The sequence below is a fragment of the Mesorhizobium sp. Arg314 genome (assembly GCF_053714275.1).
The window spans coordinates 128,868-155,566 of record NZ_JBSKBP010000003.1 but is presented as its reverse complement, the minus strand read 5'-3'; the positions used below and the strand labels follow the sequence as shown (position 1 = coordinate 155,566).

The 26,699-nt window shown below is 64.6% G+C and carries 30 protein-coding genes; 17 read left to right on the top strand and 13 right to left on the bottom strand.

The annotated features are described in order from the left end of the window. Nucleotides 1-2 precede the first annotated feature (2 nt). Nucleotides 3-590 carry a dihydrofolate reductase family protein gene (locus ACWGS9_RS04680; RefSeq protein ID WP_454504121.1) on the bottom strand — a complete coding sequence of 196 codons (588 nt, stop codon included), beginning with the start codon at nucleotides 588-590 and terminating at the stop codon, nucleotides 3-5. 100 nt (nucleotides 591-690) lie between these two features. Between ACWGS9_RS04680 and ACWGS9_RS04675 the strand changes: the two genes are divergently transcribed. Then, on the top strand, nucleotides 691-1,176 hold the full coding sequence (locus ACWGS9_RS04675; protein WP_454504120.1) for a winged helix-turn-helix transcriptional regulator: 486 nt from the start codon (nucleotides 691-693) through the stop codon (nucleotides 1,174-1,176). Here ACWGS9_RS04675 and ACWGS9_RS04670 read toward each other — a convergent pair. Then, on the bottom strand, nucleotides 1,173-1,352 hold the full coding sequence (locus ACWGS9_RS04670) for a hypothetical protein (RefSeq protein ID WP_454504119.1): 180 nt from the start codon (nucleotides 1,350-1,352) through the stop codon (nucleotides 1,173-1,175). The genes ACWGS9_RS04675 and ACWGS9_RS04670 overlap by 4 nt on opposite strands. 138 nt (nucleotides 1,353-1,490) lie before the next feature. On the opposite strand from ACWGS9_RS04670, the gene ACWGS9_RS04665 reads away from it, so the two are divergent. Together ACWGS9_RS04665 and ACWGS9_RS04660 are read left to right on the top strand one after the other, a co-directional pair. Further along, nucleotides 1,491-1,751, top strand: coding sequence for a hypothetical protein (locus ACWGS9_RS04665; RefSeq protein WP_454504118.1), 261 nt, complete (start codon nucleotides 1,491-1,493; stop codon nucleotides 1,749-1,751). Between the two features lie 3 nt (nucleotides 1,752-1,754). Further along, nucleotides 1,755-2,015 carry a hypothetical protein gene (locus tag ACWGS9_RS04660; protein WP_454504117.1) on the top strand — a complete coding sequence of 87 codons (261 nt, stop codon included), beginning with the start codon at nucleotides 1,755-1,757 and terminating at the stop codon, nucleotides 2,013-2,015. 140 nt (nucleotides 2,016-2,155) lie between these two features. On the opposite strand, the gene ACWGS9_RS04655 is transcribed toward ACWGS9_RS04660, so the two are convergent. From ACWGS9_RS04655 to ACWGS9_RS04635, 5 genes are all read right to left on the bottom strand, one after another. Next, entirely contained in the window at nucleotides 2,156-2,860 is a 705-nt protein-coding gene (locus tag ACWGS9_RS04655; protein ID WP_454504116.1) for an SOS response-associated peptidase, read from the bottom strand. 105 nt (nucleotides 2,861-2,965) lie between these two features. After that, complete coding sequence (locus tag ACWGS9_RS04650; protein ID WP_320213935.1) at nucleotides 2,966-3,184, bottom strand: hypothetical protein; 219 nt, start codon at nucleotides 3,182-3,184, stop codon at nucleotides 2,966-2,968. Nucleotides 3,185-3,609: 425 nt separating this feature from the next. After that, nucleotides 3,610-3,756 (bottom strand): hypothetical protein, encoded by a 147-nt coding sequence (locus tag ACWGS9_RS04645; RefSeq protein WP_320213934.1) that lies wholly within the window; start codon nucleotides 3,754-3,756, stop codon nucleotides 3,610-3,612. Between the two features lie 99 nt (nucleotides 3,757-3,855). Further along, nucleotides 3,856-4,089: a hypothetical protein gene (locus tag ACWGS9_RS04640; protein WP_454504115.1), complete on the bottom strand. Its 234-nt coding sequence runs from the start codon at nucleotides 4,087-4,089 to the stop codon at nucleotides 3,856-3,858. Nucleotides 4,090-4,310: 221 nt separating this feature from the next. Beyond that, the gene (locus ACWGS9_RS04635) at nucleotides 4,311-4,853 is read right to left on the bottom strand and encodes a phosphatase PAP2 family protein (protein ID WP_454504114.1); all 543 of its coding nucleotides are present in this window, start codon (nucleotides 4,851-4,853) and stop codon (nucleotides 4,311-4,313) included. Nucleotides 4,854-4,891: 38 nt separating this feature from the next. Between ACWGS9_RS04635 and ACWGS9_RS04630 the strand changes: the two genes are divergently transcribed. Continuing rightward, a complete protein-coding gene (locus ACWGS9_RS04630; RefSeq protein WP_454504113.1) occupies nucleotides 4,892-5,374 on the top strand; it encodes a DUF2127 domain-containing protein in 483 nt (160 codons plus the stop codon). A 12-nt stretch (nucleotides 5,375-5,386) separates the two neighbouring features. On the opposite strand, the gene ACWGS9_RS04625 is transcribed toward ACWGS9_RS04630, so the two are convergent. Both ACWGS9_RS04625 and ACWGS9_RS04620 read right to left on the bottom strand, forming a co-directional pair. Next, nucleotides 5,387-5,947: a cytochrome c gene (locus ACWGS9_RS04625; protein WP_454504112.1), complete on the bottom strand. Its 561-nt coding sequence runs from the start codon at nucleotides 5,945-5,947 to the stop codon at nucleotides 5,387-5,389. After that, complete coding sequence (locus ACWGS9_RS04620) at nucleotides 5,944-7,470, bottom strand: multicopper oxidase family protein (protein WP_454504111.1); 1,527 nt, start codon at nucleotides 7,468-7,470, stop codon at nucleotides 5,944-5,946. Before ACWGS9_RS04620 ends, ACWGS9_RS04625 begins: the two co-directional genes overlap by 4 nt. Nucleotides 7,471-7,727: 257 nt before the next feature. Between ACWGS9_RS04620 and ACWGS9_RS04615 the strand changes: the two genes are divergently transcribed. The 5 genes from ACWGS9_RS04615 to ACWGS9_RS04595 all read left to right on the top strand — a co-directional run bounded on the left by ACWGS9_RS04615 (nucleotide 7,728) and on the right by ACWGS9_RS04595 (nucleotide 13,370). Next, the gene (locus ACWGS9_RS04615; protein WP_454504110.1) at nucleotides 7,728-7,886 is read left to right on the top strand and encodes a hypothetical protein; all 159 of its coding nucleotides are present in this window, start codon (nucleotides 7,728-7,730) and stop codon (nucleotides 7,884-7,886) included. A gap of 246 nt (nucleotides 7,887-8,132) precedes the next feature. Further along, a complete protein-coding gene (locus ACWGS9_RS04610) occupies nucleotides 8,133-9,200 on the top strand; it encodes a type III polyketide synthase (protein WP_454504109.1) in 1,068 nt (355 codons plus the stop codon). Continuing rightward, complete coding sequence (locus ACWGS9_RS04605) at nucleotides 9,197-9,919, top strand: methyltransferase domain-containing protein (RefSeq protein ID WP_454504108.1); 723 nt, start codon at nucleotides 9,197-9,199, stop codon at nucleotides 9,917-9,919. Before ACWGS9_RS04610 ends, ACWGS9_RS04605 begins: the two co-directional genes overlap by 4 nt. Further along, nucleotides 9,916-11,151, top strand: coding sequence for an NAD(P)/FAD-dependent oxidoreductase (locus tag ACWGS9_RS04600; protein ID WP_454504107.1), 1,236 nt, complete (start codon nucleotides 9,916-9,918; stop codon nucleotides 11,149-11,151). Before ACWGS9_RS04605 ends, ACWGS9_RS04600 begins: the two co-directional genes overlap by 4 nt. 590 nt (nucleotides 11,152-11,741) lie before the next feature. Next, on the top strand, nucleotides 11,742-13,370 hold the full coding sequence (locus ACWGS9_RS04595; RefSeq protein ID WP_454504106.1) for a DUF2778 domain-containing protein: 1,629 nt from the start codon (nucleotides 11,742-11,744) through the stop codon (nucleotides 13,368-13,370). A gap of 81 nt (nucleotides 13,371-13,451) precedes the next feature. On the opposite strand, the gene ACWGS9_RS04590 is transcribed toward ACWGS9_RS04595, so the two are convergent. Further along, nucleotides 13,452-14,207, bottom strand: coding sequence for a bestrophin-like domain (locus ACWGS9_RS04590; RefSeq protein WP_454504105.1), 756 nt, complete (start codon nucleotides 14,205-14,207; stop codon nucleotides 13,452-13,454). A gap of 214 nt (nucleotides 14,208-14,421) precedes the next feature. Here ACWGS9_RS04590 and ACWGS9_RS04585 point away from each other — a divergent pair, with 214 nt between their 5' ends. The 3 genes from ACWGS9_RS04585 (at nucleotide 14,422) to add (ending at nucleotide 17,469) form a co-directional block, all read left to right on the top strand. Continuing rightward, nucleotides 14,422-15,207 carry a ThuA domain-containing protein gene (locus ACWGS9_RS04585; RefSeq protein ID WP_454504104.1) on the top strand — a complete coding sequence of 262 codons (786 nt, stop codon included), beginning with the start codon at nucleotides 14,422-14,424 and terminating at the stop codon, nucleotides 15,205-15,207. Nucleotides 15,208-15,311: 104 nt separating this feature from the next. After that, the gene (locus ACWGS9_RS04580; protein ID WP_454504103.1) at nucleotides 15,312-16,370 is read left to right on the top strand and encodes a Gfo/Idh/MocA family protein; all 1,059 of its coding nucleotides are present in this window, start codon (nucleotides 15,312-15,314) and stop codon (nucleotides 16,368-16,370) included. A 106-nt stretch (nucleotides 16,371-16,476) separates the two neighbouring features. Further along, nucleotides 16,477-17,469, top strand: coding sequence for an adenosine deaminase (gene add, locus ACWGS9_RS04575; RefSeq protein ID WP_454504102.1), 993 nt, complete (start codon nucleotides 16,477-16,479; stop codon nucleotides 17,467-17,469). Between the two features lie 138 nt (nucleotides 17,470-17,607). On the opposite strand, the gene ACWGS9_RS04570 is transcribed toward add, so the two are convergent. The 3 genes from ACWGS9_RS04570 to ACWGS9_RS04560 all read right to left on the bottom strand — a co-directional run bounded on the left by ACWGS9_RS04570 (nucleotide 17,608) and on the right by ACWGS9_RS04560 (nucleotide 21,056). Then, entirely contained in the window at nucleotides 17,608-18,330 is a 723-nt protein-coding gene (locus ACWGS9_RS04570; protein ID WP_454504101.1) for a 3-keto-5-aminohexanoate cleavage protein, read from the bottom strand. A gap of 166 nt (nucleotides 18,331-18,496) precedes the next feature. Then, a complete protein-coding gene (locus ACWGS9_RS04565) occupies nucleotides 18,497-19,429 on the bottom strand; it encodes a dimethylarginine dimethylaminohydrolase family protein (protein ID WP_454504100.1) in 933 nt (310 codons plus the stop codon). Nucleotides 19,430-19,463: 34 nt separating this feature from the next. Beyond that, a complete protein-coding gene (locus tag ACWGS9_RS04560; RefSeq protein WP_454504099.1) occupies nucleotides 19,464-21,056 on the bottom strand; it encodes a zinc-binding metallopeptidase family protein in 1,593 nt (530 codons plus the stop codon). Nucleotides 21,057-21,138: 82 nt separating this feature from the next. Here ACWGS9_RS04560 and ACWGS9_RS04555 point away from each other — a divergent pair, with 82 nt between their 5' ends. The 5 genes from ACWGS9_RS04555 (at nucleotide 21,139) to ACWGS9_RS04535 (ending at nucleotide 26,409) form a co-directional block, all read left to right on the top strand. After that, the gene (locus tag ACWGS9_RS04555) at nucleotides 21,139-22,026 is read left to right on the top strand and encodes a LysR substrate-binding domain-containing protein (protein ID WP_320310012.1); all 888 of its coding nucleotides are present in this window, start codon (nucleotides 21,139-21,141) and stop codon (nucleotides 22,024-22,026) included. 338 nt (nucleotides 22,027-22,364) lie between these two features. Then, nucleotides 22,365-23,459 (top strand): ABC transporter ATP-binding protein, encoded by a 1,095-nt coding sequence (locus ACWGS9_RS04550; protein WP_454504098.1) that lies wholly within the window; start codon nucleotides 22,365-22,367, stop codon nucleotides 23,457-23,459. Nucleotides 23,460-23,532: 73 nt separating this feature from the next. Further along, a complete protein-coding gene (locus ACWGS9_RS04545) occupies nucleotides 23,533-24,645 on the top strand; it encodes an ABC transporter substrate-binding protein (protein ID WP_454504097.1) in 1,113 nt (370 codons plus the stop codon). Nucleotides 24,646-24,763: 118 nt separating this feature from the next. Further along, the gene (locus ACWGS9_RS04540) at nucleotides 24,764-25,597 is read left to right on the top strand and encodes an ABC transporter permease (RefSeq protein WP_454504096.1); all 834 of its coding nucleotides are present in this window, start codon (nucleotides 24,764-24,766) and stop codon (nucleotides 25,595-25,597) included. Nucleotides 25,598-25,602: 5 nt separating this feature from the next. Next, on the top strand, nucleotides 25,603-26,409 hold the full coding sequence (locus tag ACWGS9_RS04535; protein WP_454504095.1) for an ABC transporter permease: 807 nt from the start codon (nucleotides 25,603-25,605) through the stop codon (nucleotides 26,407-26,409). Nucleotides 26,410-26,699 lie beyond the last annotated feature (290 nt).

Here is a 26,699-nt window from a genome sequence, read left to right as displayed (position 1 = left end):
CCTCACCCCGCCGGTGCATAGCGGCTCACCACCATGCCGCTGGCATAGGCTTTCGAGCCGATGAGCGTCAGCCGGGCGAAGCCGCCCTTGTCGAAGATGCGGCGACCGCTGCCCAGCACCGCCGGATTGATGAAGAGCTGGAACTCGTCGACAAGGCCGGCGGCGATCAGCGCCGAGGCGAAGCCGGCGCCGCCGAACACGGCGATGGTGCCGCCCTCGCCCTGCTTCAGCGCATTGATCTCGGGCGGCAGGTCGCCGCTGACGACCCGCGTACGCTCCCAGCGCGAAGCCTCGAGCTTGTCGCTCGCCACCACCTTCTGCGCCTCGACGATACGTTGCGCGAAGGCATAGAAGCGATCCTTCGGATGTTTCCTCGCCGCATTGCCCCAATGGGTCAGATACCCCTCCTGCGCCATCCTGCGGCTCAAGAGGATGGTGTCGACGGTCGTGAAGGCGGCATTGAAATCCTGTTTCAATTCCTCATCCCAGGCGCTGTCGTCGCCCCATTCCCAGAGCTGCCAGCGATGATCCTCGTCGGCGCCGACAAAGCCGTCGACCGACATCTGCATCTGCAGGATGAGTTTTCTCATGTCCGGTCTCCTCACGGTCAAATGATTTATTTTTGGAACCATTTGACCCAAGGCAATAATGATGTCAATAGTAAAGTGATTTAAAAATGGAACCGTACTGATGTCGACCAAGGGACGATCCGGCTGCCCGATCAGCCTCTCGCTCGAACTGCTTGGCGACCGCTGGACGCTGCTCATCATCCGCGACCTGGTCTTCGCCGGGAAAAAGCATTTCCGCGCGTTCCTGCAATCCGACGAAGGCATCTCGTCGCGAACGCTGGCCGAGCGGCTGCAGACCCTAGTGGACGAGGGCATCCTCACCCGCAGCGACGATCCCTCCCACGGGCTGAAGGCGATCTACCGCCTGACCGAAGCCGGCATCGACCTTTTGCCGGTGCTGGCGACGCTCGGCGCCTGGGGCAGCAAACACCGCAAGGCCGACGATAAGCTCGCCCGGGTCGCCGACGAGTTCGCGGCCGGCGGCGAGCAGACGCTCAAGGGCCTGAAGGAGAAGCTCAGGGCGGAGCATCTGGGGTCGCGGCCGGAGGAACACCGCTCCCCTTTGACCAGGCGACCGAGTACCGGGTCCAGGCGCGAGGCTGGTTAGCGCGCCGCCTGGCGTGGCGCGCCAAGTGCGTCGAGGCGCTCCTGCAGGTGGCCGTTCAGCACGATCATCTCTTTCAGCGCCTTCACCAGGTCGCCCTTATGTTGGGCAATGAAGCTCTCGGCGACCGCCTGAAGCGCAGCTTCCTGGCGGCTGTCCAACCTCACAATGTGATCCATGGCGCCTGCTCCTGCCGTTTACATTAGTAAGTGAACAAAAAGGGAACAAATATGTCAAGGAGGAATTGACTTACCGAGGAATGGGTTCCTATTTTGTCGGGAGGTGGGGCGGTTGCTCGATTTCCAGGGAGAGCCGCGGTGGGCAGACGGAAAAGCCGTTATGACAGATTGTTGCACTCCGACGCGGAAGCGATCATTGGCGATGCGCTGAAGCTGCGCGAGACGGTGCTGGCGGCGCAGCTCAACCTCAAGGCCAACGGTGAAATGTATTGGCGACTTAATGGTTTGGTCGAGCGGCTGCACGAGGTGATGGGCGCCGTGGCCGGAAAGGAACCCGATTTCCGTGCCGCCTGGCTGGGGCTCTTGCCCTTGCCCAAGGACTATTGCGACCGGGGATAGTGGATGGCCGGACCAATGGACAGTGTCGGCCGCGCTGCCAAGGCCAACATGCTGCTCGTGGTCGAATGCCGCCATTGCTACCACGCTGGTCGATTTAGAGCGAACGACGTGGCCAAGGTGGTGGGCTGGAACAAGCCGCTCGAAGCCATCGGCTTCCGCTGCAAGCGCTGCGGCCGCAAGGACACGGTGGTGAAGACCCAGTTCGTCGACCAGGACCACCCGCCCAAGGGCTATATCTGGGTGCTGCAAAAGGCGCGGGGGTGAGGATTGCTCTTAAAGCGCGTCGTGTTGAAACGGATTCAGGCGACGCGCTTTAAGTCTTTGTTTTGATGCATGTCGTTGTCCCAGAACCGCTGCACACTTCTGGGCGACATGCATTAGCCAGTGCCGCCACCTCGCGCGATTTAAAACAATGATCCCTGCGCCGACGGCTCGGCCGGAAACTTGATCTGCGTCGCGGGCTTTTCCACGATCACCAGCGCATCGTCCGGCGCGGGCTGCTGCAGTTTCTTCGCCTCCGACCAGGGCGCGGTCAGCCACAACTCGGTCTGTTCCTGCGTGGTGAGGATCACCGGCATTGCCTTCTCGTGGATTGGCGCGACCAGCGCATTCGGCCTCGTGGTCAGAAACCCGTAGAGCTCATGATCGCCCGGGCCTTCCTTCACCTTGCGCACGCCATGCCAAGGGGTCCACAGACCGGCGAAGAAGAACAGCGGTCTATCTTCGCTCAGCGCAAACCAGAAGTTCTTCTGCACCCCGGTCTCCGGGTCCTTGTCCCCGGGTCTTGGCGAAGGCTCGGCGAAGCTCGTCACCGGCACCACGCAGCGGTTCTCGACGCCGAGATAGGGCAGCCAATGGGCGTATTGCGGATTACGGATGTTGGTGGTGCCGGGATCGGCGTTACCGCGCACCCGCTCAGGCGGCGTCGGCATGCCCCAGCGCAGCCTGGCGAGTTCGCGACTACCGTCGGCGCCGTTGCGCACCACCGGCGCGGGCTGGTTGGGATAGATGTCGAGCGACGGCTCCAGATTGCCGGTTATGTCGCGCAACGCGCGCGTCCATTGGCGGATCGCCTCCTGGCTGGTGGTGATGTTGTAAAGATTGCACATCGGCAGCGTTTCTCCGTGCGCCGATTGTTCCCGCATTTTGAGAGGAAGCGCAAACCAGACGAGCGCAGCAGCGCATTTGACGCGCCACGAACCTCGATGATGATGTCAACCCACCTCGCCGCCGCGCAGCAACGGCCCGGCCGGCTCCTCGGCCGGCGGTTCTCCCGGCAGCCCCAGTCGCAACCGCTCCTCCTCGGCGAAGGTCTCGGCTTGCGCGTGAACGTCGAACACTTGTTGCGTCAGCCTGCCGCCTTCGACGATGCGCACGATCCATTGGCCATTGATCGCCTTTACGCGGACACTGTCTGGCTCGTCCGTTACCATATACAGCTCCTGCTCCTTAGCCGAAGAATTGGCTCCCTCCGATCCAATATGATCTAGAGCGCTCGAGGCTGTCGAAAAAGCGGACCTGATTGGCCTTTAGTGCAAAGGCACTCGCCAATATTCAGTACATTTGCGAAGCCTGCTGAATAAAAACGATTTGTCGTAGAACAGGCACGCTGCCGCGCCATGCTGGAGCCGGCACAAACTTGGGGCACGGCGGCGGCCCGGCAGCCTTGGGGGGGTGATACTGGGTTCGGCGGCCGGGCCTGACCGGAGTTTGCGAGGCCGCCGGCTGTCATGAGCATGCGCTTGCGCCCACGCAAGGACAAGAACGACCTAGGCCCTAGGACCAAAGCTGCAAGGGGCATGGCCGAGGCGACCAATTGCGATTGGATCGACTGGAAAATAAGGCGAAGCCGGCTGCATCAAAAGCCGAAGAAATGCCGGCCGACGAGATAGCCGACCGCCGCGACGACCAGCGGAAACAGCGCCGGCGCCGCCTTGTTGAACAGCGAGGGGTTTATCTCCTTGGCGGGAGCGCTGGGTTTGGCATTGCCGAGGTTTTTCGTCATGGACTCAATTACCGGTTGGGGGCCACTGCCGGTCGGGCATTTATATTAGAAACCGCTTATTAAATTTCCGGCAAAGCCAACGCTACAATTTGCGGCAATTTATTCCGATTGCTGGGTGCGCTCGGCAAGGGCGAAGGCCTGGAGGTTGCGCGACTTGCCGGGGTCCTGGTCGGCATTGGCGATGATGGCGTGGAAGGCCGCACGGGCGATGTCCTTCTTCTTGGCGTCGGGGTGCTCCTTGCGCACCGCCTTGACCAGTTCCTTCGGCGTCATGTCGGTGGTGACGAGGCGCATCAGCGTGTCGCCTATGGCCTGCAATTCGCTGGCGTCCATAACGATGAACCCTGTTTTGGCGGCATGAGCCTAGCATATAGCGGGGCGGGCGCGTCACTTTTGTGATGTTCGCCGACGGAATCGGAGCCGACCTCTCTGGAGCGGTTCAGCGCTTGATAGAACCGCCGAACCGCTTTAGCCCTTTGTTCTCAAGCAATTCCGACGCAAGGCTATCGTGAAGGCGCCGAGCCCAACCGCTACGCGCTTTTCCTGGAATTGCTCTAAAGGACCCTCGTGGCGAAGGCGTCCAGCCGCGAATTCTCGCGATAGCAAAGCCGCACGGCCAGGGCGGCGGCGATCCCGGTAGCGGCGCCGCCGGCGACGTCACCGACATAGTGGATGCCGAGATGCAGCCGCGACCAGCAGATCAGCACGGCCATGATAAGCAAGGCAAGCGTGCGGCGCGGCACCGCCTGCATGGCGAAGGCGGCGACGATGGCCATGCTGGCGGTCGCATGGTCGGACGGGAACGACCAGTCGACGCTGGGCGCGATCAAAAGATGCGTGACGCCGGCGTCGTAAGGCCTGATCCTCTGGACGAACAGCAGGATGACCTGGTTGATCGCCAGCCCGAGAAGGAAGGAAAGGCCGGCGGACAGGCAGGCATGGCGCACATGGGCGCGGTCGGTCCTCGACCACCATTGCAAGGCGACCGCAATCACCATCAGCGGGACGCCTATTTGTGAGATGGCAATCATTGTCTTATCAAGGAGTGGGCTGATGCCGGCAGCCGAGTTGATCCAGTGCGTGAGAGAAACGTCCATTCTAGCTTGATTTCCCTGGTCTATCGTGAGGTCGATCGTTGAAGCCCGCCAGCGAGCATCGCATTCACCAGCTCTTTGAGGTCAGTGTATGGCTAAAAGGTGCCCATGCCTTGATCGAGTGCGTCGGCGGCATCCTGCTTTACCTCGTCACCACCGAAACCATCGCTTCCTGGGTCAACATGTTCACCCAGGAGGAACTGGTCGAGGATCCCAACGACTTGATTGCCAGCCACTTGTCGCGGATGGCCGCCGGGTTCTCCGTCGCGAGCAAGGAATTCTATGCCTTCTACCTGCTCAGCCACGGACTGATCAAGCTTCTGCTGGTCATCGGCCTGCTGCGCGGCAAGCTCTGGTCCTACCCGGCTTCGCTGGTGGCGCTCGGCGCCTTCATGGCCTACCAGGTCTATCGCTACTCCTACACGCATTCGCCCGGCCTGCTCGCGCTGACCGTGTTCGATGCGGTCGTCATGTGGCTGATCTGGCAGGAGTGGAAAACGGTGCGCCGCCACATGGCCGGCTGAGCGCGTCAGCCCTCACTCGACTTTCCGCCGGAACTTCGAATGGCAGCTCGTGCAGTCCTGCAGGATCAGGTGCAGGAGATGTTCGGCCGGCATTTTGGCTGGATCGGCTTCAGCGACGCCCGGGCGCTTGCCGAGCAGGCTGCCGCCATCCATCGGCGCGCCGGTCATCCGCATGTCGGCGGTGATCTCGGCCGGCGCGTTCCCGGCCTTGGCGGCGAGTGCGTCGGCGAGCCGGCCGATATGGCGGGCGAGTGCCTCGAACTCCGGCCGGGTCTCGCCGATTTCCAGCCTGGCGCCGGACGGCGCCCCAAGCGTGCCCTGCGGGAATTCGGAAATCAGGGCGACGCCGGCGCGGGCGCTGAGCGTGTCCGCCGCCGCTTTGAAGGCCGCCGGCTCATAGGCGCGCTTGCCGTTGAACATTTCGGCGATCGCCCTGGCGGCGGCGGCCATCTCTTTCATCGAGGCCTGGCGCGCCGCCACGATGGGGTCGCCCGCACCCGCCGCCAGCGGAGCAAGGACCAGGGGGCCGGCGAGCACCAGCATCGCCGCCGCGACAACGACGCGGCCCCTCACGCCTGCACGTCGACGATGCCCATCATGCCGAGCTGCTCATGCTCGAGGATGTGGCAGTGATACATGCGCGCGCCCGGCCGCTCCTGGCGCGTGACGAGCCGCACCGTCTCGCCGCGCGCCACGTTGACCGTGTCCTTCCACGCCAGATAGGGCGGCTTGGAGACCTTGCCGTCGCGCTCATGCTCGATCACCTGGAACTGCGTGCCGTGGAGATGGAACGGATGGTCCATGTCGGCCTGATTGACGATTTCCCAGAGCTCGGTCTCGCCGGCCCTGGCGACGATGTCGACGCGCGCCATGTCGAATGCCTTGCCGTTGATCAGGAAGCCCATCTCCATGCCGGTAGGGTTCATCGCCATGGTCTCGGTGAAGACGAGACGGCGGCTGACCGTGGGCTGCCCAAGCGGTGCGATCGGCCTCAACCGCTCGGGCAGCGGCGGCATCGCCTCAGCCGGCGTGTCCGGGATATCGACCGTCAGAAGCGTGAGCCCGGCATCCGCCGGCCGACCCGGACCCATCCAGCCGCGATCATAGTCGAGCGTGGTCAGGGTCGCGGCACCTGGCTTGTCGAAGGCGACGACCAGTTCGACACGTTCGGCCGGGCTGAGCAGGATCTCGTCGGCCGCCACGGGCGCCTCCAGGAGGCCGCCATCGCTGCCGATCACGGTCATCGCGGCGTTGGCGAAAGCGAGCCTCAGGAAGCGCGCATTGGTGGCGTTGTAGAGCCGCAAGCGCCGCTTCGCGCCCAGCGCCACCGCCAGCTTCGGGTTCTTCTGGCCGTTGACCAGCACATGGTCGCCGACCCTGCCGTTCATCAGGTCGGTCATGGTGTTGTCGGGCATGGAGCCGTCGGCGGCAAGGCGAAGATCGGTGAACATGAGCGCGGTGTCGCCGTAGGCGGCCGGGATCGGATCGGCCTTCGCCTTGACGACGAAGGCGCCGGCAAGGCCGCGATAGACCTGCTCTGACGTCCGGCCATGCGGATGCGGGTGATACCAGTAGGAGCCGGCTGAGCCCTCGGGCAGCTCGAAGGCGTAGACGCGGTCGGTGCCCGCCGCCACCGGGTCCATCGGATTGCCGTCCTGGTCCGCCGGCACCGGCATGCCGTGCCAGTGGACGGTGCTTTGCTCGCCCTCGATCCGGTTGGCGAAGGTGATCTCGACACGGTCGCCCTCATAGGCCTCGATCAATGGCCCGGGGCTCGTGCCGTTATAGGCGAGGATCGGCGTGTCCTGTCCCTCGACGAAGCGCGCCGTGGCCGCCTCCGCCGTCAGCCTTGCCCTGAACAGCCCGGACCGGCCGGCCTCGTTGGCAAGCAGCGGCAGTTCGCGCAGCGCCTCGCCCTCGGGCAGCGCGGCGGGCGCTTGCGCCATGGCGCCCATGTCATGGCCCGCATGACCGCTCTTATCCATCCCCGGCATCGAATCCATGCCCGACATGCCATCCATCTTCATCTGCGCGAGCGCGCGAGAACCCGACAGAGCCGTTGCCAGGGCCGCCACCAGAAAGCCGCGTCGGTGCATTTTTCGCTCCTTGATCCAGATTGAAGGTTCAGTCCGAAAGGACATCGCCACGGACGCTAAGGGTTCCAGCAACTGGAAGGTCAAGCGGGCCACCGGGTTTGGGGCGGAAAATCCGCCCGGCGGATCGTAATCGCCGCACGGTCGTCATCGATGTCACGTGATCGCGGCAGGCGCTCGGCATTCCCCAGACCGACGAACCCACCTGGAGCTCGGAACCCTTGCCGCTCTCGCAGGGTTCATATGCGAGGCGAAATGCCATGGAAGACAAACCGCCTGCCGAAAACCCGGGAAGGATCCTCGCCACCGTGCTGGCGATCTGCCTCGTCATCATCGCCTTGTTCTTTATCGGCTTCAGATATTCGGAGCCCGATCAGGGAGCCTTGATCGTGCCCGGAGCGGCGCAGGGCAGCAGGTGATCGGCCCGAAGTCCTTGCCTTTTAGGACACAGAATGGGCCTAGGACACAGAAAGGCCCGTAACACTTTGATTTTGCCTGTCATCCCTTCGAAACCTTTGGGTTCGGGATCCAGGGAAGAAACAGGTTTTCCGAAACGTTTATCGAACAAGCAATGCTCAGCGCCTGGCGCCTGACAAGGGTGCTCGTGAGCAAGGAACCCCTCCGGCAACAGCGCGCACCGCGCCCGAGGCCTCGGGAGACATCACATGCCCGTCAACGCTTATATCAACCGGATCGCGACAGCGGTTCCGGAGCACGAAGTCCATCAGTTCTACCTGCGCTACGCGGCATCCATGCTTACCGCCGATCGCAGGAGGATATTCCAACGCATGGCCGGCCTTGCCGGCATCGAGCACCGCTTTTCCTGCTTTGCGCCCGCTCTCGACCCCGAAGGGCCGTCGGCTGACCTTGCCGGGACCTTCAGGCGCGGCGCGTTTCCCGGAACGGCCGCCAGGATGGCGATGTTCAGGCAGGCAGCACCCGCCCTGGCGCAAAAGGCCGTCGACGGACTGCGCCTTGGCGAGGAAGCATCGCGCATCACCCATCTCATTATCACCACCTGCACCGGTTTCTCCGCGCCGGGCATCGACCTCGACCTTGCTGCGCGCTGCGGCCTGCCGGACGGTATCGAACGCACGATGATCGGGTTCATGGGCTGCTACGCCGCAGTCAACGCCCTCAAGCTTGCCCGCCACATCGTCCGTTCCGACCCTCAGGCGAGAGTCCTCCTGGTCAATATCGAAGTCTGCACCTTGCATCTGAGAGAAACCACGGAGCTGGAAAGGCTGCTGTCCTTCTGCCTTTGGGGCGATGGCTGCGCGGCAACGCTCGTCACCGCCGAGCCGCTCGGCATCGAGCTCGACAGCTTTCGCTGCACCGTCGCGGAAGAGCGGCGGGAGCTGATGACCTGGGATATTGGCGACCATGGCTTCGACATGTTTCTCTCCGGTCAGGTGCCGGCGGCGATCCAGGAGGCTCTGCGCTGCAACCACGACGCCATCCTCGGCGGCCGGCCGCCCGACGCGATCGACCTCTGGGCCGTCCATCCCGGCGGACGCACCATTCTCGACGCCGTCGAGAGGGCGCTGAACCTCGCGCCCGCCGCGCTCCAGCCGTCGCGCGAGGTGCTGCGCCGATACGGCAACATGTCGTCGGCTACAGTGATGTTCGTGATGGAAGAGATGCTGAAGGCGCCAAGCGAACTGCTCGGCTGCGGCATGTCGTTCGGACCCGGACTGACGGCCGAGACCATGTTGTTCCGGACCGTCGCATGAACGCGCTCGATCAACGGACGCTCGTCCCGGAAATCCTCGATCGCCTTGCCGCGGACGATCCGCGGGCGCTACGCTCGCGGCGCGATCTCGCCCGCATCAACGCGCTGATGTTTCAGGCGCCGATCATGGTCTCGCTCTTGAGAAAATTCGTGGCCAAGGCGCCCGGCCGCATCCTTGAGATCGGCGCCGGCGACGGTACCTTCATGCTGAAAGTGGCCCGGCGCATGGCAAGAGACTGGCCGAAGGCGGAGCTGACGATGCTCGATCGCGTCGGCCTTATCACCCCTGAGCTCACGGCGGATTTCGCCGGTCTGGGATGGAAGCTCGAACCCGTCACCGTCGATGTCTTCGACTGGGCGCAGAAAGCGGATGGCGAGGCCTTCGATGTGATCACGGTCAACCTGTTTCTGCATCATTTCGACGACGCCCGACTGCTGCATCTGCTTTCGCTGCTGGTTCGCAGGGCGCCATTGCTCCTGGCGACGGAACCGCTGAGGGCGGGCTTGGCGCTCGCAGCGACCCGCCTTCTGCCGGCGATCGGCGCCAATGACGTCACCAGGCATGACGCCGCCCAGAGCGTGCGCGCCGGCTTCCGCGGCAGCGAGCTTTCCGATCTCTGGAACGCAGCCGGCGGCCGACCGATCGAGGAGCGGCGCGCCGGTCCTTTCTCCCATGTCTTTGTCGGCGCCGCGTCGACGCCTGCCGGAACTGCGCAATGAGACCGGCATCGACCCACGATGCGATCGTCATCGGCGCCGGCCCGGCAGGCACCTCAGCGGCGCTGGCGCTGGCCCGGCGCGGTTGGGCCGTGGCGATCGTGGAAAAGAGCGCGTTTCCGCGCCGCAAGGTGTGCGGCGAATATATCTCGGCGAGCAATCTCGCGCTCCTAGAGCAGCTGGAGATCGGCGATGCGTGGCGGGCCGAGGCCGGTCCCGAAATCCGCCGGGTTGGCCTCTTTTCCGGCGACGCCAGTGTCGAGGCGTCGATGCCGGCCGTGACGTCGCCGTCCGCGGCGGGAGACGGCTTCGGCCGGGCGCTCGGACGCGACATACTGGACTCCCTGCTGTTGGATGCGGCCCGATCGGCCGGCGCGGAAGTCTTCCAGCCCTGCCGCGCCGCCGCCATCGAACGCGATGGCGCCTGCCAGGCGGTGCGGATCCAGACAGGAGCCGGGAATTCTCGCGACGAGACGAATATCCTGCGGGCGCCGGTGATCGTCGCCGCGCACGGCTCGTGGGAGCCGGGAGAGCTGCCGAGCCAGCTCGAGAAGAAAAGCCACCCATCGGACTTGCTCGGCTTGAAGGCGCATTTCACAGGATCGACGCTGCCGCCCGACCTGATGCCGCTGCTGACGTTTCCCGGCGGCTATGGCGGCATGGTGCTCGCAGACCATGGTCGCCTGTCCATCTCCTGCTGCATAAGGCGCGATGTGCTCGCCAGGTTGCGCGCCAGCCATGCCCGCGAGCATGGCGGCCGGGTCTCGGCGGCCGAAACCGTGGAGCATCATCTCAGGACGACATGCCGGGGGGCGCGAGATGCGCTCGAGGAAGCCCGCCTCGAGGGTCCGTGGCTTGCCGCCGGCCCGATCCGGCCGGGCATCCGCGCCGGCTACGAAAGGGACATCTTTCGCGTCGGCAACGTCGCCGGCGAGTCGCATCCGATCATCGCCGAGGGCATATCGATGGCGCTTCAATCCGGCTGGCTCCTGGCCCTGGAACTCGGCGCGGCAACAGGCGGGCAGACGGGGCGCGAAGCGGCCGGCAGACGCTACGAGGCGGCCTGGAGAGGATTGTTCTCGACCCGGGTCCTCGCCGCCGAAGCCATTGCGCGAATCGCCCTCGGCCATGGCGGCGCCGCCATGATGAGAACGGTTGTCCGCAATTTTCCGCAGGCGCTGACCTTGGGAGCGCGGCTCAGCGGCAAGACGAGAGCGGTACCGGGTTTTGGCTGACGGGGCGCGGGCATCATGTCGGCGTCGCCGACAGAACGGACGAAACGCGTTGAAAGGCGCCAGCGTGGTTGCGACCAGCCTGGCCAGGAGCATATGAAATCCGCCCGCCCGGGGACCTCGGCAACGCATGGTTGCCACTCCTCATGTCGCCTCCGCCCTCCGGCGGAGGTGACTTTTTTTGGGGGTGATCCCGGCGCCGCAATGCCTTCCGCCGGCTCTGCAAGTTGGTCTACTGCATCTTTGGCCGGCTTGTTCCAGTGCCAAGCGTCTGGCCGCATTTTGACCCTAATCGCTCGATACGCGGCCAGGATTGCTGCGGTTCCAGCCTTCACGGTTTCTTGACACAGGCTGGAAAAACGGGCAGCAAAGCGGGTGAGGGAGAGCATTTTTACCGTGGCGAAGACCATGGAGAGCTCTTTTTCGTATGGACCGTCGCCAAATCGGCGATTGGTGGAGGGATTGGTTAACCAACTTTGTCCATCTTTTGAATCAATCGGCAACAGACGCGTGAAGGTGCAGGGGGCACCAGCGAACTGTGATCGTGACGGGTGCCAGGTCCGCAAACCGGCATGCCGATTGAGAGTGGTCGTATGGCGTTTTTGCGTTTGAAAAACCGGGGTGACGCTCCTCTTGGGGGGGTAACTTCGAAAAAGTCTGGTCATCGTTGGGTCGTGGTGCCTGCTGTCGGCGCCGCCCTCGCCCTATGGTCCCTCGCCACCTTGGCGGGGCTCTATTCAGTGAGCACCTCGCTGACCGCCGCTTCCAACGGATTGCCGCAGAGCCTGCTTTCGCCGCGCACCATCGCGCTTGGCGACCAGCGCCGGCAGATCGCCAATGCCTGGGCGCCGCGCGTGGCCGCCAATGGCGGCTACAAGGCAGGCTCGCTCGTCGGCGGCTGCGACGCCGGCTGCTTCAGCCTCGCGACAAGCTTCGGACATGACGGCCAAGCTCCTGAAAAACTGAAGAATGAAGGCCACGACGGCAAGGCGGCGCGCCTCAAGCTGCCGGCGCCCGACAGCGTCGCGCATGAAAAGGCCGTGGTGGTGGCTTCGGCCGCCGGAGCCGCCGACCGTTTCGACGGCGTGGTGCAGCGCGCGGCACTTTCGCCGCAGAAGCTTGCCGATGCCTTTGCCCGCGCCGAGAACGCGCCATTCCTGCTTGCCAGCCTGCCTTCGGCGAGCCGCTTCGGCGGCGCCCAGCCGGACGCCCCGATCGAGGCCCGCTTCGGTTCGCAGCCGGCCGAAACCGCCGGCGCTTCCGAACTGGCGCTGGCGCTGGCCAACATCGCACCCGAGGACACGGCGGACGTTCCGACCGCCGTCGCGCTGCAAAACGGCGACGCGCCCGATGTCGCCGACCCCAGTGTTGCTAGCAATGCGGAAAATGGCCAGGACGGCGAGTACCAGGTCGCCTCGCTGCCCCCGCAGGACGATTTGCCCGACACCATTGCCCTGCCTGACCTTCGCCCGCGCACCACGCTCGAGCGCGCCACCAAGGCGCCCGAACAGAACGCGGCCAAGCCGCAGAAGCCCGAGGCCGCAAAGCCGCAGATCGCCAAGGCCAAGCCGCAGCCAGCCGCGGTCGACACCGCGCAAAGCGCGCCGGCGGCGGTCTCGCCGAGAAGCGGTGACCAGGGCTTGCCGGGTGTGCCGAATTCGAAGCCGATGGTAGCCGACTCCAAGCCCAGCAAGCGCAAGGCGCAGGCGTCAGAGATGCTCGCCTATGCCAAGCCGGACACGCCGGAGCGCGGCGGTCTCGGCAGGGCCTTCGGGAACCTGTTCAATTCGCCTTCGATGGGCAATGGCGTCGCCGTCTACGACATTTCGGCCAAGACCGTCTACATGCCGGACGGCTCGCGGCTCGAGGCGCATTCGGGACTGGGTTCGATGGTCGACCAGCCACGCTTCGTCAACAAGAAGAATGTCGGCCCGACGCCCCCGGACACCTATAATCTGTCGATCCGTGAATCGCGCTTCCACGGCGTCGAGGCAATCAGACTGACGCCGACCAGCGGCGGCAACAAATATGGCCGCAACGGCCTGCTCGCGCACACCTATATGCTGCGCGGCGGCCGCGCCGAGTCGAATGGCTGCGTGGTCTTCAAGGACTATCACCGCTTCCTTGCCGCCTACAAGAACGGCAAGATCAAGCGCCTTGTCGTCGTCCCGCGTCTCACAAGGTCCCCCACCCAGGTCGCCCAGGAAGGCCGCCAGGGTTAAGCCAAACCGGGCCGGCGAGCTTCGCGCTGACGGTGCCAAAGCCGCGGCGAAGTGGCTGTTGGATGCTTTAAGCGGGTGATCTCACTGCTTCAGTTCCGCCAGCGCCCGTTGCAGCGGCGCCGGCGAGATCTGGATCGGGCCGGTGAACGGCGTGTCCATATCCATGATCAGATAGAGAGCCGCGGCCGCCAGCGCGCTTGAGACGATGAAGGTTCCCACGATGGTCGCGTTGCGCGGCGCGCGGAAGCCGAAACTGGCGAAGATCAGCATCAGCCAGGCTACCAGAAGCGCAATCAGCGGCACGGGAATGATACCTTCGGACTGGCCGACCAGCACCCAGCGCTGCTCGATCACCTTCTGCAATTGCTGTGTCGCGTTCTGCAGCGTCGCGGCGCGCCTTGCTTCCGGCGGCGTCAGCTCCGCCAACTGGTCGCCGACCTTGTTGAGCAGCAGTTCCGACAGCCGGTTGGCGACCGCGGGCGTCTTCTGCGTTGGCGAGGTGGCGTCGACCAGCCGCTGCAGATAGGCGGTGAGCGTGGCGCGCGCGCCTTCCGTCTCCGGTCCATACACGCGAAGCGAGCGGTCGAGAATGATCAGCTGCGTCGCGAAATTATGGACGTTGTGGTCGATTGTCTCGAAAGTATTCTTGGCCGAGTTGATCATCAGGCCGAGCACCAGCGAGGACATCACCACGAACAGGTTGGCGGCAAGCCGGACCACCGCACCGGTGTCTTCCTGGCGATGATGTTCGGGCAAGCGTGAGTAGATCATCAGGCTGGCCATCGCTGCCCCGGCCAGACAAGCAAAGATCATTATGCCTACAAGCACTTCACCCATCGCTTATATTGCGCACGGCAGAAGGCGCTTGCCAATCAGGGACCCGAATTCGTCATTCTGGGGTCTTCGCAAGGAGGGAAGCGGCGCGCGAAGACCCTAGAATAACGAAGTCGAAAGGCCGCCACTACAAAGCCCCACGAAACACCTTCCAATACAGTCCAAAGCCTTTATGTATGGCCTCCGGGGCGGCTCCCAATCACTCGCGAGGCTATCCATGACAATTCGCGCTATCGTCTGGGGCGAGAACATCCATGAGCGGACCAATGAGGTGGTCGCCGGCATCTATCCGGAAGGCATGCACGCAACCATCGCCAAGGCGCTGAATGCCGACAAGGCGATCTCCGCCTCGACCGCCACGCTGGAGCAGCCGGAGCACGGCCTGCCGGAAGCCCGCCTCGCCGAAACCGACGTGCTGGTCTGGTGGGGCCATAAGGACCATGGCGCGGTGGCCGATGAAGTGGTCGAGCGCGTGGCGCGCCGGGTCTGGGAAGGCATGGGGCTGATCGTGCTCCATTCGGGTCATTTCTCGAAGATCTTCAAGCGGCTGATGGGCACGCCCTGCACGCTGAAATGGCGCGAGGCCGGCGAGCGCGAGCGGCTCTGGGTGACGAGCCCCAGCCATCCCATCGCCGAAGGCGTGGGCGAGTTCTTCGAACTTGAGAACGAGGAGATGTATGGCGAGCAGTTCGCCGTGCCCGAGCCGCTGGAGACCGTCTTCATCTCCTGGTTCCAGGGCGGCGAGGTGTTCCGCTCCGGGCTGACCTACCGGCGCGGCGCCGGCAATGTCTTCTACTTCCGCCCCGGACACGAGACCTATCCGACCTATCACGATGCGACGGTCCAGAAAGTGCTGCGCAACGCGGTGAAGTGGGCGCACAACCCGCAAGGCTCGAAACCCGCCATCCTCGATGCGCCGAACGTGCCGGTGGCGAAGGCGCTGGAGCCGATCGAGGAGCGCGGGCCGAAGCTGCACGCGCATGGCGAGGCCGGCTTCCGCTAAAAGCAATTCCAGGAAAAGTGCGCAGCGGTTTTCCGTCCGGAATTGTGCGCATGTAGAATCCGTCCCATACGTTGAATCGAACCAAACGGCTCGGAGGAGCAAAAATGCGGCTTTTGATACTGGGTACCGGCTGGATGGCGCAGGAGCATGCCCGCCGTTTCGGCGCCATTGAGGGCGTCGAACTTGCGGCGGCAGTCGATGTCGATGAAAAGCGCGTCGGCGAATTCGCCGACGGCTTCAACATCCCGAAGCGCTTCACCTCGCTGGAGGCGGCGCTCGATTGGGGCGATTTCGACGCGGTCGCCAATGTCACGCCGGACCGCATCCACCACCCGACCACCATGGCGCTGGTCGCCGCCGGCAAGCCGGTGCTGTGCGAGAAGCCGCTGGCGGAGAATTTCGGCAAGGCCAACCAGAAGGCCGATGCCGCGGAAGCCGCCGGCATCGTCAACATGGTCAACCTCACCTACCGCAACGTGGCCGCGCTGCAGAAGGCGCGCCAGATGGTGCAGGCCGGCGAGATCGGCACGGTGCGCCATGTCGAGGCGTCCTACCTGCAGAGCTGGCTGGTGTCGAAGTTCTGGGGCGACTGGCGCACCGACCCGAAATGGCTGTGGCGGCTGTCGCGCGGCCACGGTTCCAACGGCGTGCTCGGCGATGTCGGCATCCACATCCTCGATTTCGCCAGCTACGGCGCGGCGCTCGACATCGACCATGTGTTCTGCCGGCTGCGCGCCTTCGACAAGGCGCCGAACAACAGCATCGGCGAATACCAGCTCGACGCCAATGACAGTTTCGCCATGACGCTCGACTTCGCCAACGGCGCCTTCGGCGTGGTGCATGCCAGCCGCTGGGCCACCGGCCATATCAACGAACTGCGCCTGCGCATCTATGGTGACAAGGGCGGCATCGAGGTGGTGCACAATCTCGACGGCTCGGCTCTGAAGGCCTGCGTGGGCGGCAATGTCGAGAACGCCAAATGGGACGAGCTCGATGCCGGCACGGTGCCGACCAACTACCAGCGCTTTGTCGAGGCGGTGAAGAGCGGCGTGCAGACCGAGCCGACCTTCCGCCACGCGGCTGGCCTGCAGAAGGTGCTGGACCTTGCCGCGGTGTCGGATGAAAAGCGCGCGGAGTTGAGGGCCAACGCGGATACGCAATAGCCCTTTTCCTCGCTCTCGAGCGGGCCACAAAACTCTTTCAATCATTTCTTGAAGCCTGGCCCCGGCGCTTCGTGATTTGATGCGGCCACGAACTCGGGAGGCTTCATTGACCGACTATATCGGGTTGCCGAAGGCTGAAGTGCACATCCACGTCGAGGGCTGCTTCGAGGCCGACGACGTGATCAGGAACTGTGAGCAGGCCGGTATTCCACTGCGTGCCCCGCGTGACCGGCTCTTTGAGGCCCACGATCTGAAGAGCTTCCTCGAAATGCTGGATTGGCTGTGCGGCACGTTTCGCACGCGTGAGCAACTGGCCGTCACCGCCTATAAATTTGCGCGGCGAATGGCCAAAAGCGGGGTGCGCTATGCCGACGTCATCGTCAACCCAACCCACTGGCCGCACTGGCACAGGAACATCCCCGGAATGATCGACGCATTCGATGCGGGTTTTGCGGCCGCCGAGCAGGATGGATACCCGCCGGTCGGGCTTTGCGTCAGCCTGCTGCGCACCCAGTCCGCGGAGGAAGCGATCGAGCTGGTGGAGTTGCTGGGCAGGATCAGGCACCCGCGCGTCGTTGCCCTTTCGATCGACGGCAACGAAGCGGCCGCCGGCCGTACCGGCCCGCGCTTTGCCGAGGCGTTCCGCCGCGCCGCGTCGGCCGGATTGCGGCGGACCGTTCATGCCGGCGAATCGAGCGGCCCCGAGGGTGTCCGCGACGCAATCGAATTGCTGGGCGCCGACCGCATCGACCATGGCGTGCGGGCGATCGAGGAGCCGGCTCTGGTCGACCTGCTTGCGCAGAGGCGAATTCCCTTGGGCGTCTGCCCGGTCTCCAACATCGCGCTCGGCGTCTATCCTTCGCTTGCCGAACATCCGATCGACGCCCTGCGCAGGGCCGGTGTTCCCGTCTCGATCAACACCGACGATCCGGCGCTGCTAGACACGACGCTTGAAGCTTCTTATGCCGCCTGCGCCGAGGCCTTCGCCTGGGACGGCGAAACCATCCGCCGGCTCGCCGCGACATCGGTGCATGCGAGCTACGCCGACACTGCCGTGAAGGCGCGAATCCTGGCGGATCTGGCAACTTGGCAAGCCTGACGATTGAGTTGCCGAACGTCCTTCCGAAAAACCGTCGCGGTGGTGTCGGATGAAAAGCGGGCGGAGTTGAGGGCCACCGCGGATACGCAGTGATGCCGGAGCGCTGATCTCCCCCACAAGGGGGGAGATTGGCTGTCGTCACGCCCTGCGATAAATCCCGGCCACCGCGGCAACCAACGCCGCATTGCCATCCGCCACGCTGCCGTCCGGCAATTCCCTGCCGTCCTCCAGCCCGACCCGGGTCGAAAGCTTCCGCGCCGCCGCCCTTTCCACGAAGGGCCACACCGTGGCGTTCTCGCCATGCAGCAGGATCGAGCGGCGGATCCCGGCGCGCTCCAGCACCTTCTCGATGCCGTCGGCGACAGCAAAGGCCTCGCCCAGCGTCTGCTCGGAAATCTCGATCAGCACGCGCAGCACCCGGCCGCCATGGTCGAGGCCGACCAGCCGCTCGGCGTCGGCGATGGACGCCAGGCCCGCCTCGATGCCGATGCCGCGCTGGCGCAAGCTTTCCATGACGATCGGCGCCGCCGTCTCGCTGAGATTGACCGAGGCATAGTCGGGCAGTTCGCGCCAGCCGGAGATGGCGACCAGGGTGCGAAGGTCGTCCTTCTCGATCCAGGCGCCGGTGGAAACGCCGATCTGCGTGCCCGGGCAGGCGCGGCGGAGCGCTGCGACCGTCCTGTCCATCGCTTCGGGCGCCAGGCTCTCTTGACCGTCGGTGCCGCGCGCATGGACATGCAGCTCGGCGGCGCCCGCCGCGATCGAGGCCGCGGCGTCGCGCGCCATCGCCTCAGGGTCGAGCGGCAATGCAGGGTGGAAGTCGGCGGGGCGGGCGCCGTTGATGCAGGCCTGGACGATCATCTTGCGGCAATCCTGTTTCGGCTGGCGGGAGCCTAGCGCAGGATCAGATTGGCCGGAACCGGAGCGATGAAATCTCCTGACAGGCCGCGGCAAGCAATATCCCCCTGGCCTGCCGACCAGAGGGACAGGCGTTCATCGCGGGCGATTGCCGAACTTCGAAAGCCCGTTAGGCCGGCACGCGCTTCAGGGCCTGCGCCATGCAGTGGATGCCGCCGCCGGTCTTGGAGATTTCGCTCATGTCGACGGCCGCGACCTCGAAGCCCTGAGCCTTCAGCTTTTCGATCAGCGTCTTGCTGGAGGTCGGCGCGATCACCCGGTCCTTGCCGAGCGACATGAAGTTGCAGCCGAGCGCCATCGTGTCCTGGAAAGGCACGTCGATGATCTCGTGGCCCTTGCCTTTCAGCCAGTCGACGATGCCGGGCTCGGTGCAGGCAAGGCAGACGGCGGTGAGCTTTTCGGCGATCGGCACCACCATCAGGTCGATATGGACGTAGTACTCGTCGATGAAGGCGAGCCGCGTCTCCCAGCCTTCCTTGTCGAACCAGGCCTGCACCTGGCGCGCGCCCTCTTCCTGGGTGCGGGCGCCGCCGCAGCCGATCAGCACAACGCCGTCCTCGATGACGTTGAAGTCGCCGCCCTCGAAGGTGCCGGCCGTCACCATGTCGTAGATCGGGATGCCGAGCTTTTCATAGGTGCGTATGGCGGCATAATTCTCGCCGCGCCGCCACCAGTTGGCCATGGCGGTGATGAACGCGCCGTAGGGCGTCATGACGCTGGAGTCGCGCGAATAGACCTGCATCGGCAGTTCGGGCGTCGGCTCGTGCCAATGGATGTTGACGCCGAAATGCTCATAGGCCGCAACGAGGTCCTTGTGCTGCGCCTGCGCGATCTGGACGTTGCAGGGCGCCTCGCGCAGATGTTTTCTCGACAGCGAGCTGGTCGACAGATGGCGCAGGAAATTGGGCGAGCCGAGCAGCACGTCGGTCAGCACATCCGTTTCGTTGGCGAAGCCCCAGGCGGTCAGCGGCTTGGTGCCGCCATTGGGGTTGCGGCGCTGCAGCGAGAAAGGCTCGGCGACGATGCGGTCATGAGCGGTCATGGGATTCTCCTCGGGCTGGATGTTCGTTGGTCGGTCATGCGGTGGAAGCGGCCGGGATCCACCAGTCGCGCCCGCGCGCGGTGGTGACATATTCCGGCCAGCGGAAATGGATCGGCGGTTCGTAGTCGCAGAGCGGCGCTATCCAGTTCGAGCCGCCGACGCCGCCGCCAGTCCGCTCGACGAACTCGTCCATCGCGGCATCGCGCGCGGCCTTGTCCTCGAGCAGGCGCAGCGCCGTCAGCGCGACCGTTTTGGAAGCGCAGGTGACCATCGGGTCGATGGTGGCGGGGATGCCGCCCAGCGCGTTCATCGCCCAGGCCGGGTAAGTATGGCCCTTGGTCGAGCGCAGCGCCGGACGGGCGACGTAGAAGCGCGATGTCGGCGCGTGCCAGCTCATGTCGGTGTAGTCGTCGGAGGTGGAATTCACCTGCGACGGCGGCAGGTCGCGGCGCAGGATCGCCTCGGCCTCCCGCGGCGCGATCAAGCGCTCCAGCTCGTCGATGAAGGGGTTCTCGGTCGCCTCGCCGCCGGCATTGACCTGGACCTCGCGGGCAATGGCTCTCGCCGCTTCGTCCCAGCGCGGCGCGCCGACAGTCGAGAGTGACTGATAGGTGATGTCGGCCATGGCGTGGTTGGCAAGCCCCGGACGCGACTTCGACACCCAGTGGCGCTCGTAGCGGCAGCCGCTCATCGCCGCCGCCGCTTGCGCGTTGCGGTCGAGCACGGCGGTGACCTGTTCGGCCATGGCAATAGTCGGCACGCGGATCATGTACTGGATCTCGGCAAGACCGGCCGGCAGATTGTCTGCGGTTGCCTGCCCCGCCGTCAGGATCGCCTCGCTGATCGACCAGCCGCCCTGATGCGTCAGCATGGAATCGCGCAGCGCCTTGGAGGCCATGTACATCATCATCAGCGCGTCGTTGGCGCCCGGCGCCCTGACCGCCGAATGCGCCTGCGGGATGGGTGCCGCGTCGCTTGCGCGAACCCAATTTTCGGGTTCGTCGCACACAAAGCGATAGATCATCGAATAGGCGGCGCCGCAATGTGTGTCCCAGCGCGCCGTGTTGCAGAGCGGCAGCATGTAGAAGGGATGGAAGGAGATCATGCCGGCAAGGCCGTCATAATAGCCCTTGGCGGCATGGATCGGCTTCGAGCCCCTCACCTTCTCGGCCGGCTCGCCGGTGAAACGCAACGTGCCCTTGATGCCGTGCTCCAGCATCGCCGCCTTGGTGGCTAAAAGGCCGCCGAGGCTGCCGAGGCCGAGGCCCGAATGCGGATCGGTGTGGCCGCCGGCCTCGGTGCCCAGACCGGCGCGCGGACGCTTCACCGTCGCGGCATCCTGGCAGTTGCCGGGCACCGCGTCATATTCGCCATACATGCCGATCACCGGGCCGTCGCCATTCGTCCAGTGGGCGCAGAAGGCCGTCGGCATGCCGCCCGAGCCTTCCTCGACCGAGAAACCCTCGCGCTTGAGCCGCTCCACATACCAGGCCGCCGACTGGTACTCGCGCCAGGCGGTTTCGCCGAAATCGAAGATGGTGCGCGTCCAGGCCGACAGCAGCGGCTGGATGCCGTCGATACAGGCAAGCGCGGTTTCCTGCGCCGAACTCGTCACCGGTTTGTCCATGGCTCAAAGAAAGCAGTGAAGCGGCTCATCAAAAAGTGATATGTTTTCCCGGCTCGTGCAAATTCGGTTCACCTGAGGCCCCTTGCGAATACCGTCCACGCAGGCGCTGCGCGCCCTCGACAGCTTCGCCCGTCATGGCAGCGTGTGGCGCGCAGCCGACGAGCTCCACCTGACCCGCAGCGCGGTCTCGCATCAGCTCAGGCTGCTCGAACGCGACCTCGGCTTCGATCTCTTGCAGCGCATCGGCAAGGGCGTGGCGCTGACGCCGCGCGGCCAGCGCTACGCGGCCGATGTCAGGAAGGCGCTGACCGTGCTCGGCGACGCGGGAGCGCAAAACAGCGGCGCCGGCGTTGGCGGCTCCTTCGGTATCTCCTGTCCGCCGGGTTTCGCCTCGATGTTCCTGTGCACCCATATCGGCGAGTTCCAGCAGATGTATCCGGACGTCGCGCTCTCCGTGCTGACACCACGGCGCCTCGACGACGTCAGCAATCCGGAGGCCGACGCCTTTATCGCCTTCGGCGTCGGCAACTGGCCGAACCGGGCGGTGGAGCTGCTTTGCGAAGTCTCCTTCACGCCGCTCTGCAGCCCGACGCTGCTCAACAAGATCGGCGGCTTTTCCAAACCCGCCGACGTGCTGCGCGCCAATCTCTTGCATCTCAGCGACACCGAGGACTGGGCGCGCTGGCTGGCGCTGTCCAAGGTGGAACATCCCGATACCGAGGGCGGCATCTTCTTTTCCGACATGAACCTTGTCTTTTCGGCGGCGATCGCCGGCCAGGGAATTGCCCTGGGCGACGAGCTGACCGGCCGCCGGGCGCTGAGCGAGGGCCGGCTGGTCAAGCCGTTCGAAGCGACCGTCCCCTCGCCGCGCGCCTATTTCCTGGTCTTCGAGCATGCCAAGGCGGGGCACCCGGTGCTCAATGCCTTCAGCGAGTGGCTGAGGGCGAAGCTGTCGGAGAGCAGGCTTTAGGCGGATTGAGCGGGGCGATGGAGAGCCAATCTCCCCACTTGCGGGGGAGATGTCCGGCAGGACAGAGGGGGGTGTGACGGAACGCTAACATTTCCGCATACCTAGGTGGCAGTTGCCATCTTCTGAAAATTCAGCACTTTCCGGTTTCTACGCTGGCGGGACAGCACCCCCCTCTGCCCTGCCGGGCATCTCCCCCGCAAGGGGGGAGATCAGCGCTCCAACGTCGCTACCAACTCGCCCACCCGTGAATCAAATTTGCCGATCAGGCGAAAACTATTCGGTTGCGGTGAGCCGCAGCCGTGCCTACGATTTGGATTGACGGTGAGGAAAGAGGCAGGATGCAGCAACCCGGCCGGGCGGCGGAGATCAAGGCGAACGGGATCGGCAAGAGCTTCGGCTCGTTCCGGGCGCTGGATAATCTGACGCTCGATATAGGCCGCGGCGAGTTCCTGACGCTGCTCGGGCCATCCGGCTCCGGCAAGACTACCTTCCTGATGATCCTGGCCGGCTTCGTCAAGCCGAGCGAAGGCAAGCTTTTCAGCGACGGCGTCGATATCACCAACCGCCCGGCCGAGCAGCGCGCCGCCGGCATGGTGTTCCAGGGCTACGCTTTATTCCCGCATATGAGCGTGGAACAGAACATCGCCTTCCCCCTCAAGGTGCGCAAGAAAACGGCTTCAGAGATCAGGCAGCGCGTCGGCGAGATGATCGAGCGCGTCGGTCTCAGGGGCCATGAGAAGAAGCTGCCGGCACAGCTTTCCGGCGGCCAGCAGCAGCGCGTGGCGCTGGCCCGCGCGCTGGTGTTCGAGCCGGGCGTACTCTTGCTCGATGAGCCGTTCTCGGCGCTGGACAAGAGCCTGCGCGGCCAGATGCAGGCCGAGATGAAGCGGCTCCACCAGGACACCGGCACCACCTTCGTCTTCGTCACCCATGACCAGAGCGAGGCGCTGGCGCTGTCGTCGCGCGTCGCCATCTTCAACCATGGCAAGCTGCTGCAGGTCGGCAAGCCTGACGAGGTCTATGACCGGCCGGCCAACCGCTTCGTCGCCGAGTTCCTGGGCGAGATCAACATGCTGCCGGTGAAGGGCGTGCGCCCCGCCGACAATGGTGCCACCGGCGTCTGCGAAGACCGCGCGGTCAACATGCGCTGCAAGGCCGAGGCGATCAAAGGCGACGCGATCCTCGCCATCCGCCCCGAGGACATGTCGATCGCGCCGGAAGCGTCAGTCAACGAGAACGGCATCGCCGCGACTGCCATCGCCTCGACCTATCTCGGTGCCGCGACCAAGCTCGACCTCACCACGCGCCAGGGCGCCAAGGTCACCGTCTCGGTGCCGAACGAGGTCGCGGCCGCGGCCTTGAGCAAAGGCAATTCCGTCTGGCTGACCTGGCCGGCGGAGAAGGGTTTCCTCCTTCCGGACGGAGGACAGTAAGCAGCGCTGCTGCGGCCTGAAATCGCCGCACCGGCTTCCGGATTCAGATCAACGAAAAACAAGGGGAACTGACATGAACGACACCAAAAAACAGACGATTGAATCCCTCGCCGAGAGGACCAGACGCGGCGAGATTTCGCGCCGCCAGTTCGCACAGCTCGCCGGCCTCGTGCTCGCCGGCACGCCGATGCTTTTGCGCTCGACCGGCGCTTTCGCCGAGACCAAGGGGCTGGTGCTGGTGAACTGGGGCGGCGACGCCATCACCGCCTACGACGCCGCCTACGGCCAGGCCTTCACCAAGGACACCGGCATCCCGGTCAAGATGGACGGCTCCGGCCCGACCGAAGGCGCGATCGCCGCGCAGTTCAAGAGCGGCGCGCCGACCTGGGACCTCGTCGACGTCGACCCGTTCTCGGCCATCACGCTGGGCGGCCAGGGCATGCTCGAGCCGATCGACTACAAGGTCGTCGACAAGAGCAAGATGCGGCCGGGCTTCGGCTGGGAATATGCCGCCTCGACCTACTTCTTCTCCTATGTGATCGCCTACGATTCGCAGAAATTCGGCTCCAATGCGCCGACCGGCATGGCCGATTTCTTCGACGTCAAGAAATTCCCCGGCAAGCGCTCGCTCTACAAATGGGGCGTGTCGAGCTGGGAAGCCGCGCTTCTGGCCGACGGCGTGGCGCCGGCCTCGCTCTACCCGCTCGACCTCAAGCGCGCGCATGACAAGATCGCCGCCTTCAAGGAAAACGTCGTCTCTTATTGGGGCGGCGGCGCCGAAAGCCAGAGCGTGCTGCTCAACGGCGAAGCCTCGATGGCGATCGTGTGGTCGACCCGCGCCTCGCTGATCGAGCAGGATTCCGGCGGCCAGATCAAGTTCATCTGGGACCAGGGCCTGATCTCGCCCGGCGCGCTGGCGGTGCTGAAGAACAACCCCGGCGGCAAGGACGCGGCGATGAAGTTCATCGCCAGCGCGCAGGATCCGCAAAAGCAGCTCGTCATGTTCGAAAAGCTTGGACAAGGCCCGGCCAACCCGGCAACCGACGCTCTGATCCCGGCCGGCAAGAAGCGCATCAATCCGGTAGATCCGGAGAACATGAAGAAGCAGATCCCGCTCGACATGGAGTGGTACGCCAAGAACTACGGCGCAGCACTCGACGAATACACCAAGATTATCTCGGCCTGAGAGCGGGATGCATTCTAATGTATCGGGGCATCCCGCTCTGTCTCTTCGTTAGCCGCATTTATGCGACGCCAAGTGATTCCACTTGGCTGCAAAATGCTCTGCGGAGATTTTCAGACCGATGAGAGGCACCCTCTCCGACAGGACGGGCGCGGCGCTTTTGATGGCGCCGCTGCTCCTGTTCCTGGTGCTGGCCTATGCCTGGCCGTTCCTCGGCGTGGTGAAGTGGAGTTTCACCCTGCCGGCGCCCGGCCTCGGCCAGTACCACGCGCTCCTCACCGACGAGTTGGTGCAGTCGGTGTTCATCCGCACGTTGCGCATCGCGGCGATCGTCACCGTGGTCTCGGTCACAGCCGCCTATGCCATCACCGTGGTGTGGGTGCGCGGCGGCCCGGTGCAGCGCGTGCTGGCCGAATTCTGCATCCTGGTGCCGTTCTGGATTTCGGTGCTGACGCGCGCCTTCGGCTGGGTAGCGCTGCTCTCCAACCGCGGCCTGATCAACACCTGGCTGCAATCGATCGGCTTCATCTCCGAGCCGCTGACGTTGGTGCGCAACGAGTTCGGCGTCATCGTCGGCATGTCGCATTTCCTCATTCCCTTCGCGGTGTTTCCGCTGGCGTCGGCCATGCGCAGCCTGGACGAGCGGGTGCTGCTCGCGGCGCGCGGGCTGGGTTCCAGCCGCATGCGTACCTTTTGGACGGTGTTCGTGCCGATGACACGCTCGGGCATCATCGGTTCGGCGCTGATCACCTTCGTGTTCTCGCTGGGCTTCTTCGTCACGCCGGCAATCCTCGGCGGCGGCCGCAGCGTCATGATCGCGGAGCTGATTTACCTGCGCATCTTCCAGAGCCCGGACTGGGGGCTGGGCGCTGCAATCAGCGTCGTGCTGGTGGTGTTCGTCGGCGCGCTGATGGCGCTTCTGTTCCGCTACGTCAAACCGAAGCAATTGGTGTAGCCAAGATGCCGACCTACCGCCCCGGTCCCGTCTCGCTGATCCTCGCCGTGCTGGTGGCGGTTTTCCTGCTGATGCCGCTGCTTGCGGTCATTCCGGTGTCGCTGACGCCGAGCCGCATGCTGACGATGCCGACGGGTGAATTGTCGCTGCGCCACTACCGCTCGCTGATCGAGGATCCGCGCTGGCTGGAGTCCATCCTGCTGTCGCTCAGGATCGGCATCGTCAGCAGTATAATCTCCACCGTGCTTGCCGTCACCTTCAGCCTGGGCGTCTGGATGTTCCAACCGCGTTTCACGGCCGCCCTCGTCGGCTTCGTGCTGTTGCCGATGGTGGTGCCGCCGGTGGTCTCGGCGGTGACGCTCTATTTCCTGCTCACCTCGGTCTCCGGCATCACCTCGTTCTTCGGCTACGACACCTGGCTGGGTGTGGCGATGGCGCATTCGGTGATGACCGTGCCATTCGCGACAGTGCTGATCCTGGTGTCGCTCAGCCAGCTCGACCGGCGCATCGACCTTGCCGCGCGCGGCCTCGGCGCCAGCGTGTGGGAGCGCGCGACGCGCGTCATCATGCCCAACATCAAGTTCGGCATCGTCACCGCGGCGCTGCTTTCCTTCGTGCTTTCCTGGGAAGAGATCGGCGTTACGCTGTTCATCACTTCGGTCAACGCGATCACGCTGCCGCGCCTGATGTGGATGGGGCTGCGCGACAACATCGACCCGGCGATCGCCGCGCTTTCGGTGATCCTGATCATCATCACCGTGCTGGTGCTCATCGCGCGCAGCCTGATCACACGGCGCAAGGCATCGGCATAGGCCGGAAACGTCCGGTCTTATGAGACCGCCAACCATTATCGCCATAAACGAAAGAGACCCGCCGGGACCGGCGGGCCTCTTACGGAGCCGGAGTGGAAGTCCAGCGCCGTCATGATCCGGGGGTGTGGATCGCCTCGAAATCTAGCCAACGGAGCCCGGCCCGGCGACTTACAAATCCGTAATCTTCAGACCCGGAGAGAGCGAGCCGCGCCGGCAAAAAGAGGCGTGTTATCATCGCCTTGCAAGCATCCGCGACCGCGCCGGTGGAGCGTCCCTCAATCAAAAGTGAT